At 54.6% G+C, this 8,767-nt stretch carries 12 protein-coding genes; 9 read left to right on the top strand and 3 right to left on the bottom strand.

Annotation, left to right across the window (positions count from 1 at the left end):
• The first annotated feature begins 175 nt into the window (after positions 1-175).
• The 8 genes from EV680_RS11640 to EV680_RS11615 all read left to right on the top strand — a co-directional run bounded on the left by EV680_RS11640 (position 176) and on the right by EV680_RS11615 (position 5,920).
• Positions 176-1,396 (top strand): PQQ-dependent sugar dehydrogenase, encoded by a 1,221-nt coding sequence (locus EV680_RS11640; RefSeq protein ID WP_132954910.1) that lies wholly within the window; start codon positions 176-178, stop codon positions 1,394-1,396.
• Positions 1,397-1,442: 46 nt separating this feature from the next.
• Positions 1,443-1,616, top strand: a complete 174-nt coding sequence (locus EV680_RS11980) for a hypothetical protein (protein ID WP_165870946.1) — start codon at positions 1,443-1,445, stop codon at positions 1,614-1,616.
• Positions 1,606-1,914, top strand: a complete 309-nt coding sequence (locus tag EV680_RS12060) for a hypothetical protein (protein WP_207894349.1) — start codon at positions 1,606-1,608, stop codon at positions 1,912-1,914. Before EV680_RS11980 ends, EV680_RS12060 begins: the two co-directional genes overlap by 11 nt.
• On the top strand, positions 1,904-2,200 hold the full coding sequence (locus EV680_RS12055; protein WP_207894348.1) for a hypothetical protein: 297 nt from the start codon (positions 1,904-1,906) through the stop codon (positions 2,198-2,200). The genes EV680_RS12060 and EV680_RS12055 overlap by 11 nt, the downstream gene beginning before the upstream one ends.
• A gap of 28 nt (positions 2,201-2,228) precedes the next feature.
• The gene (gene gatB / locus EV680_RS11630) at positions 2,229-3,659 is read left to right on the top strand and encodes an Asp-tRNA(Asn)/Glu-tRNA(Gln) amidotransferase subunit GatB (RefSeq protein WP_132954909.1); all 1,431 of its coding nucleotides are present in this window, start codon (positions 2,229-2,231) and stop codon (positions 3,657-3,659) included.
• Between the two features lie 278 nt (positions 3,660-3,937).
• Positions 3,938-4,414, top strand: coding sequence for an LPS-assembly lipoprotein LptE (locus tag EV680_RS11625; protein ID WP_132954908.1), 477 nt, complete (start codon positions 3,938-3,940; stop codon positions 4,412-4,414).
• Positions 4,415-5,419: a DNA polymerase III subunit delta gene (gene holA, locus EV680_RS11620; protein ID WP_132954907.1), complete on the top strand. Its 1,005-nt coding sequence runs from the start codon at positions 4,415-4,417 to the stop codon at positions 5,417-5,419.
• Between the two features lie 75 nt (positions 5,420-5,494).
• The gene (locus tag EV680_RS11615) at positions 5,495-5,920 is read left to right on the top strand and encodes a hypothetical protein (protein ID WP_132954906.1); all 426 of its coding nucleotides are present in this window, start codon (positions 5,495-5,497) and stop codon (positions 5,918-5,920) included.
• A gap of 75 nt (positions 5,921-5,995) precedes the next feature.
• On the opposite strand, the gene EV680_RS11610 is transcribed toward EV680_RS11615, so the two are convergent.
• A complete protein-coding gene (locus EV680_RS11610; protein ID WP_132954905.1) occupies positions 5,996-7,123 on the bottom strand; it encodes a M14 family metallopeptidase in 1,128 nt (375 codons plus the stop codon).
• 258 nt (positions 7,124-7,381) lie between these two features.
• Here EV680_RS11610 and EV680_RS11605 point away from each other — a divergent pair, with 258 nt between their 5' ends.
• Positions 7,382-7,630, top strand: a complete 249-nt coding sequence (locus EV680_RS11605; protein ID WP_132954912.1) for a glutaredoxin family protein — start codon at positions 7,382-7,384, stop codon at positions 7,628-7,630.
• Between the two features lie 278 nt (positions 7,631-7,908).
• On the opposite strand, the gene EV680_RS11600 is transcribed toward EV680_RS11605, so the two are convergent.
• Complete coding sequence (locus tag EV680_RS11600; protein ID WP_207894347.1) at positions 7,909-8,313, bottom strand: NF038104 family lipoprotein; 405 nt, start codon at positions 8,311-8,313, stop codon at positions 7,909-7,911.
• On the bottom strand, positions 8,310-8,654 hold the full coding sequence (locus EV680_RS11595; RefSeq protein ID WP_132954904.1) for a general secretion pathway protein GspG: 345 nt from the start codon (positions 8,652-8,654) through the stop codon (positions 8,310-8,312). The genes EV680_RS11600 and EV680_RS11595 overlap by 4 nt, the downstream gene beginning before the upstream one ends.
• Between the last annotated feature and the right edge of the window lie 113 nt (positions 8,655-8,767).

The raw sequence follows: 8,767 nt of genomic DNA, 5'->3' as shown, positions 1-8,767 counted from the left end.
GATCGTTTGAAAAGGCATTATGAAAGCGTAGTTGCTTTAGCTTGTATTATGCTATGGCTGCCTTTATGACAAGTAATTGTCAGGACGCCCTAGGGAAGAGCTAAGCCGCAAGGCTTGTATCAAACTCGGCCAAGACAAGAGTGACCGGTTTGACCAAACAAAAAGGAGCGCTGCCATGAGTATACTGAAGCAACCGTTTGCCCCCGCCCGTTTGGCATTGCCCGTGCTGCTGGCCTTAAGCGCGGCGGCCTGTGCTGAAAATGTTTCAGACGGCCTCGCTGAGGCAGCCCCGCAAACCGCATCTGCCGGTGTAGTGCAAACGGTTTTGACTACCGCAACCCGCGCCCAGCCGCAAGAAGCGGCGCAGCAATGGCGCTGGCAAACCGTGGCCACCGGCCTAAACCACCCTTGGGGCTTGGCTTTTCTGCCCGACGGCCGCTTTTTAATCAGCGAGCGCAGCGGCGATTTGCGCGTGGTGGATGCGCAAGGTCGGATTTCCGCACCGGTGACAGGCTTGCCGAAAATCGATGTCGGCGGGCAGGGCGGTTTGCTTGATGTCGCATTGGATGAAAACTTTGCCGATAACGGCCGCGTGTATTTCTGCTTCAGCGAGCCGGGTAGCGGCGGCAACAGCACCGCCTTGGCCGAGGGCATATTGTCGCCCGAGGGCGGCCGCCTTTCGCAAGTGAAAACCTTGTTCAGCCAAGCGCCGAAAGTGCGCAGCAACCGCCATTTCGGTTGCCGCATTGCGCTGGCGCCCGGATATATTTATCTGGGCATGGGCGACAGAGGCAGCCGCAGCGAAGAGGCGCAAAATTTGGGCAGCCACATCGGCAAAATCGTGCGCCTGAGCCGTAACGGCAGCGTGCCCGCCGATAATCCGTTTGTGCAACAAAGCAGCGCACGCGGCGAAATCTGGAGCTACGGCCACCGCAATATCCAAGGCATGGCGCTGGATGCGCAAGGCCGCTTGTGGGCGAGCGAGCACGGCGCACAAGGCGGCGATGAAATCAACCTGATTGCCGCCGGCAAAAACTACGGCTGGCCGGTGATCGCCTATGGCAAAGATTACGGCGGCGGCCAAATCGGCGCGGGCATCACCGCCCAAGCCGGCATGGAGCAGCCTTTGTATTACTGGGATCCATCGATGGCCCCTTCAGGCATGGCATTTGTCGGCAGCAATCCTTACGGCAGCGACTGGCGCGGTAATCTGCTGGCAGGCTCGCTCAAATTCGGTTACGTTGCCCGCCTCACGCTGGATGGCGAACGGGTGGTGCGCGAAGAGAAAATCAATGTCGGTGAGCGCGTGCGCGACGTGCGCCAAGCGCCCGACGGTTTTATTTATATTGTGAGCGACAGCAGCAACGGCAAATTGATGAAGCTGTTGCCGCGATAGTTTCAGACGGCCTATCTATAATAGGGCATGCTTGCGGGAGAATATAATGATGACTAAGCGTGAAGAAATTCTGGCAAAACAGCGACAGCTGAAAGTGTTGTTTAGCGCATGGATGGCAGAGAAAAAGCAACATGAAATCGTGACGTTTCGGCGTGAAAACGGTGATTTGGTTGAGCATTATCCAAACGGCACGGAGAGAGTGAGTAGTCATGCCGAATAATGTGGCTATTTTTTATTGTGGTACCAATGGCGCGGGTAAATCAACGTTAAGGGCTTTTAATCAAGATACCGTGCAAATTGTGATTGACTCTGATCATATCGCCATGCAATTAAACCCCAAATCACCGCGTTTGGTAGATTTTGAGGCAGGCAGAAAAGCGATTGAGCTATTTCAGTTTGCCATTAAGCATCATATTTCATTTTCAATGGAATCTACTTTGTCCGGTTATTCTATTTTAAATCGGATGAAATCGGCGCGAGCAAAAGGGTTATGTTCGGCTAAATTATGTGGCGGTTGATGATGTGGCAATCAATTTAGCGCGGGTTGCTGCTCGTGTTCGGGCTGGCGACCATTCTATTGATGAACAAACCATTCGCCAGCGCTATAAAAGTAGTCAAAAGCATCTATTATTGGCATTGGCATGCTGTGATGAAGCTTTTATTTACGACAATTCATCGGAGCAGCCCAAAATTATTTTTTGGCTGCACCAGCAAAAGATTATGTCACTGGAAACGGAATTGCCGTTGTGGTGTAAAACCTTACAATATGAATTATTGGCAATGGGTTTTACGCCAATAGTTTAAAATATTTTCTATTTGAAAGAACTTGATAATGACCTGGGAAACCGTAATCGGGCTGGAAATTCATGTCCAGCTCAACACCCAATCCAAAATTTTCAGCGGCGCGTCAACGGCGTTTGGCGCGGAGCCGAATGCGCATGCGAGCGTGGTGGAGTGTGCGCTGCCGGGCGTGTTGCCGGTGATGAACCGTGAAGTGGTGGCCAAGGCCATCAAGCTCGGTTTGGCGCTGGGTGCGAAAATCAATCAGAAAAACGTGTTTGACCGCAAAAACTATTTCTATCCCGATTTGCCCAAAGGCTATCAGATCAGCCAGCTCGATTTGCCGATTGTAGCCGAGGGCAGGCTGGAAATTGTGGTGGGTGATGAGGTGAAAACCATCAATGTTACCCGCGCGCACATGGAAGAAGATGCAGGAAAATCGGTGCACGAAGGCTTAAACGGCGCCACCGGCATTGATTTGAACCGCGCCGGCACGCCTTTGCTGGAAGTGGTTTCCGAGCCGGAAATGCGCTCGGCGGCCGAGGCGGTGGCTTATGCCAAAGCGCTGCACGGCTTGGTCACGTGGCTGGATATTTGCGACGGCAATATGGCCGAGGGCTCGTTCCGCATGGATGCCAATGTGTCGGTGCGCCCCAAAGGGCAGGCCGAATTCGGCACCCGCCGCGAGATTAAAAACCTCAATTCGTTCCGCTTTTTGGAGCAGGCGATTAATTATGAGGTGGAAGCGCAAATCGATATCATCGAAGAGGGCGGCAAAGTGCAGCAAGCCACCATGCTGTTTGACCCCGATAAGGGCGAAACCCGCGTGATGCGCTTAAAAGAAGATGCGCACGATTATCGCTATTTTCCCGACCCCGATTTGCTGCCGGTGATGATTTCAGACGGCCAAATGCAAAAAGCGCGTGATGAAATGCCGGAGCTGCCGGGCGAGATGGCGCAGCGCTTTGTGGCCGATTTCGGCGTGAGCGATTACGATGCGCGCCTGCTCACCGCCGGCCGTGCCCAAGCAGCCTTCTTTGAAGAGGCGGCCTTAGCAAGCAAACAGGGCAAGCTTGTGGCCAACTGGATGAACGGCGAATTGGCGGCCACGCTGAATAAAGAAGGGCTGGATTTGGCGCAAAGCCCGATCACCGCAGCGCGCTTGGCGGCTTTGGTCGGCAAAATTGCCGACGGCACCTTGAACAGCAAACTGGCCAAGCAGGCGTTTGAAGCAATGTGGGCCAGCCCTGAGGCCACGATTGAGCAGATTATCGAAGAAAAAGGCTTGCAACAAATCGTCGACACCGGCGCGATTGAGGCCATGATAGACGAAGTATTGGCCAATAATGCCAAAGCGGTCGAGCAATTCAAGAGCGGCAACGAAAAAGCGCTCAATGCCTTGGTGGGGCAGGTGATGAAAGCCAGCAAAGGTAAAGCCAATCCCGCGCAGGTGCAGGAATTGATGAAAGCGAAGCTGGGCTGATGCCTGAGCCTGTTCGCATGGCATCGTGCGGAATGTAGGCAAACGAGCCTGCCTGCTGTGTTGAAAATGCACACAAGGCCGCTAATTTGGCTGTGTTTTTGTTTTGCAGGCAAGCTTTTGCGCTCAAAATCTTACTCTTGCGGATGAAATGTGAACAAACCCCAAGAGGCCGTCTGAAAGATTCGGGCGGCTGCCGTTTCAGACGGCCTGACAAAATAATGGCCGGCGGGCTATAATCCGCCATTCTCTAACTGCAATGCCGGACACGGAAGCACACCATGAAAAAAATCTTTTTGCTCGCCGCCGCGTTGGCGCTTTCTGCTTGCGGCTTTCATTTGAAAGGGCACAGCGGCATTCCCGATGCACTGCCTTATCAGGCATGGCATGTTGACGGCGAAAGCCTGCAACAGGCGCTGGAAGCGGCTTTGCGCCGCGCCGACGGCAAGCCGGTGAGCGCGCCGCAGGCGCAGGCCACCATCAGTGTGCTGCGGGTGGACACCAAAAAAGATGTGTTCACCATCACCCGCGCCGCCGAAATCAATGAATACCTGCTTAATCTGCGTGTCGATGCGCAAGCCAGCCGCAACGGCGAGCCTTTGGGCGAACCCATGACGGTGGTGGTGCAGCGCACCATGGAATATGCCGACAGCGAAGTGCTCGGCAAGCAGGAAGAAGAAGCCACCATTTGGGCGGAAATGCGCGCCGATGCCGCCGAGCAGATTGTGCGCCGGTTGGCCTTTTTGAAAGCGCGCTAAATGGCGCAAATGGACATCGAGCAGCTCTCGCCCGATTTGCCGCTGAAGCCTTTGTATGTGATACACGGCGAAGAGGATTTGCTGCGTGTGGAAGCGTTGGATGTGTTGCGGCAGGCGGCGCGGCAGCAAGGCTATCTCAACCGCGAAGTTTACAGCGCCGATTCGGCAAGCTTTGATTGGCAGGAATTGCTGCACGCAGCCGGCAGCATGGGCTTGTTTGCCGATTTGAAATTATTGGAAATCCACATTCCGGGCGGTAAGCCCGGCAAAGCCGGCGGCGATGCGCTGCAAGAGCTGGCCGGGCGTTTGCCGGAAGACACCGCCGTGGTGCTGATGCTGCCCAAGCTCGAGCGCGCGCAAATGCAGGCCAAATGGTTTGCCGTGCTGGCCAAACACGGTGTGGTGCTGGAAGCCAAAGCCGTGAGCGGCGCAGCCTTGCCGCAATGGATTCAAGGCCGTCTGAAACAGGCCGGGCTTGAAATTGAAGCCGATGCGCTTTCTTTGTTTGCCGAGCGGGTGGAAGGCAATCTTTTGGCGGCCAAACAAGAAATCGACAAACTCGCCTTGCTGCACCCGCGCGGCCATTTGCTGAATATGGCCGATGCCGAAGCGGCGGTGGCCAATGTGGCGCGTTTTGATGTGTTTCAGCTTGCCGGCGCATGGATGAGCGGCGATGCGGCGCGCACCGCCCGCCTGCTCGAAGGGTTGGAGGCCGATGGCGAAGAGCCGGTGATGTTGTTGTGGGCGCTGGCCGAAGACATCCGCACTTTAATCCGCCTCACCGCCGCGCTCAAGCAGGGGCAAAGCGTGCAGAGCGTGCGCAACAGCCTGCGCCTGTGGGGCGACAAGCAAACGCTGGCACCGATGGCAGTGCGGCGCATCAGCATCGCCCGTTTGCTGGCCGCGTTGCAGGACTGTGCCAAAATCGACTGCATGATTAAGGGCGCAGAAGCGGGCAATGCGTGGGCCGAATTCAAGCACCTCACCCTTGAGCTGGCGGCCTAAAATTATTTTACAGGCCGTCTGAAATACGGTTGTTTCAGACGGCATTTATCGCAAAACCGAAGGAAAACAAATAATATGGAAAAGAAAACCAAAATCCGCCTGGCCGGCCTGATTATTCTGGCCACGGCTGTGCTCAGCCTGATTCTTGTGCTGTTTACCGATTCTTGGCCACTGGCCATTGCCATTGCCGTGGTGGTGATGGCTTCGGCTTCTGCCGGCTTTTATTGGTATTCGCGCCGCCAGCAGCGCCAGTTTATCGAGCGTTTGAAAAAATTCGATATCGATCCGGAAAAAGGCCGCGTTAACGAAGCCAACCTGCGCCGCATGTATCACAGCGGCGGCCAGGCGCAAAAAGATGCCATCACCATTATCTGCATGTCGCAGGAATGTTCGGTGGAAGAAGCGCACGCTTTGTTTAAAAAACGCCCCACCCGCCAAGAGCAGATGGCGCAGGCGCGCGAAATGCAAAAAGGCATGCGCCAGCCGCGTATGCGCCGTTGAGCGCTGCATCAATCCAAAGGCCGTCTGAAAAAAGTTTTCAGACGGCCTCTCTTCTTGGGCTGCGGCAAATAAGATTTAACGCAAATCGGGCAACACGTTCAACACCGCCGACAACACCGCTTCGCCCAAGCGCAATGAGCGCTGGCCGTTCCAGCCGAAATCGTCATCGGGCAGGTTGTGGTTGTCTTTAAACGGCATTTCCAATGTGTAGGCCAAGCAGCCGAAATTTTCGCCTACCCAAGCCGTGGCCATGCTCAGATTGGCTTGGCCGGGCGAATCTTTTTCGTAGCCGTGCTCATCTTGGAAATCGGGGCTGGCGGCGGCAAACGCGGCTTTGAATTGCGCTTCCAGCGCGGCGATGCGTTCATTATAGGCCGGCACGCCTTCGGTGCCCGCCACAAACACATAAGGAATGGCTTCGTCGCCGTGGATGTCGAGGAATAAGTCCACGCCGGTGGCGCGCATTTTTTCGCGCACATAATACACTTCGGGGCTTTTTTCCAAGGTGGGCGCGAGCCATTCGCGGTTGAGGTTGGCGCCGGCGGCATTGGTGCGCAGATTGCCCAGCGCCGAGCCGTCGGGATTCATATTGGGCACGATGTAAAACGTGGCTTGGTCGAGCAGCGCGCGCGCGGTGGCGTCTTGCGGGTCGAGCAGGCGCGCGAGCAGGCCTTCGACAAACCATTCGGCCATGGTTTCGCCCGGGTGCTGGCGGGCAATCACCCACACTTTCAAATCGCTTTGCACTTGGTTGCCGATGGTGAGCAGATTCATGTCGCGCCCTTCTACTGTGCTGCCCAAATCGTCAATCTGGCACAAGCCGCTGCCTTGCGCATCGCCCAATAAATTTAAGTGCTGCTCGCTGGAATAAGGCTCGAAATAGGCATAATAAATGCTGTTGGCCAGCGGGGTGTGTTCGATGGTGAGCACGCCGTTTTCATAGCGGGTGGGTACGCGAAACCAGTTTTGCCTGTCGTAAGAGGCGCAGGCCTGATAATCTTCCCAGCCATCGGGGTAGGCGGCTTGGGCGGCATTTTCAAAATGCATCACGCAATTTTGATAGGCCGCGCCTTGCAATCGGAAGTAAAACCATTGTGCAAAATCGGAGGCGTTGTCGGGGCGCAAGGCCAAGCGGATATCGGCGGGGTTGCTCAAGTCGGTTACGGTGAGGGCGCCGGCATCGAAACGGGTGCTGATTTTCATGGTGATTTCTTTAAAAGATAAGACGTATAACGTATTATTGTACTGCTATTTAGGTGAGGTTTGTTTGCTTTCTTTTGTACTGGCTGCCTTGTGTGTGCGTAAGCCGGATTCGCTAATCCGATGCTTGTTTGCAGAATAAAATTTTGAGCTTGTGGCAAATGTCGGATACCCGTATCCGACCGACAAATTTTGGCCATCTGAAAGCGTTCAGACGGCCTGAACAGGTGCTTTATAAGGTGTGATGAAATGGAAAAAGATTTGGTTTTAACCTTGATGTTTCGCGATTATTGCAGCCTCTGCCATAAAATGCGCGATGCTTTGCAGCCTTATCAGCAGCAATACGGTTTTGCGCTGGAGGTGGTGGATGTGGATGCCGATGCGGCGCTGGAAGAAAAATACAACGAATTGGTGCCGGTGCTGCTTTGGGGTGATAGGGAAATCTGCCATTGGTTTTTAGATGAAGCCTTGCTGCGGGCTTTTTTGGCGGAAAATTCGGAAACTGCTTAAAGGTGAAATGGAATGCAAGAAAAAGTGATACAAAACTATGCTCTATAACGGCGTAGGTTGGGTTGATAAACCCAAGGTTTCAGACGGCCTAGGGGCTTGTTGGGTTTTCAACCCAACTTATCCGTTGTGTCACTTTTTTTGCATTCCACTAAAAAGGCGCAGAAATGCCGATGGATAGATTCGGGCCGGCATCAGCATGATGGGTTTTTAAAATTTTAAAATAAACAATGTGTTGTAATAATAAACAGGCCGTCTGAAAGGTTTCAGACGGCCTGTTGTTATTGCGCTATGTCGACGGCATCGGTGTTAGCCGGAGCCGGTTGGTAAACCGGTGTTGTGGGGTGGTAGTCTGCTGCCGAGGGCTGTGGCGGCAGGCTTTCGGCCTTGCGCGCTTTGCTCTTGCTTTCTTTTTTATCTTTATCGTCGTTGCCATCGGGAATCACCGCATCCACTACGGCACCGGTGGTTTTCACGGCGATTTTGCCGACGGTAAACACGGTGGTGGCGGCGAGGTCGACGGCAGAGGCCACCACGCAGCCGCCGAGCAGCAGACCGGTAGCCAAGGGCAGGGCGGTGCGGCGCAGGCTTTTTATGCCGGTTTTGAAAAATAAGCGGGCGGTGTGGTTTTGTTGTGTTGTTTGCGGCTTGCGGCTTTGTCGGTTGTGTTTCAGGCTGGGTGTCATTTGTGGCTGTGCCCGCAATGTTTGTTGTGCTCGTGATCTTCGTCGCAGCCGGCCAGCATCTGCGCCCAGGCTTCGTCGTCGCCGTCGAATTCGGCTATTTCGGCGTATTCGCCGCTCTCGAGCATGGCCACCAATTCTGCCAGTGATTCGGCGCCTTCCACCCAATCGCAGGGGATGTCGGGCGGGGTGGTGTCGGCGAGCACAGCGGCCAGGCCTTGGTGCCAGGCCACCCAATAGCCGTTGGCGGTGTGCACAAACACGGCTTCGGGGTGGATGTGTTCATCGGTGGTGCCGGCGAGCATGCGTTCGGCGATTTCGGGCTGGAAGGGCAGGGTTTGCATGAGGGTGTCTTTCTATTGGTGATGAAATGTGAACAGACCCTAGGGTCTGTTCACAATTACTTGTCATAACATTGAATAAAAAGGAAAGCAGGTGTAAAAAGGGAGCTCTCACA

The organism is Uruburuella suis, from assembly GCF_004341385.1.
In the GTDB taxonomy this organism is placed as follows: domain Bacteria; phylum Pseudomonadota; class Gammaproteobacteria; order Burkholderiales; family Neisseriaceae; genus Neisseria; species Neisseria suis.
Note: the sequence above shows the minus strand (reverse complement) of the source record. Positions and strands in the feature narration are given on the sequence as shown.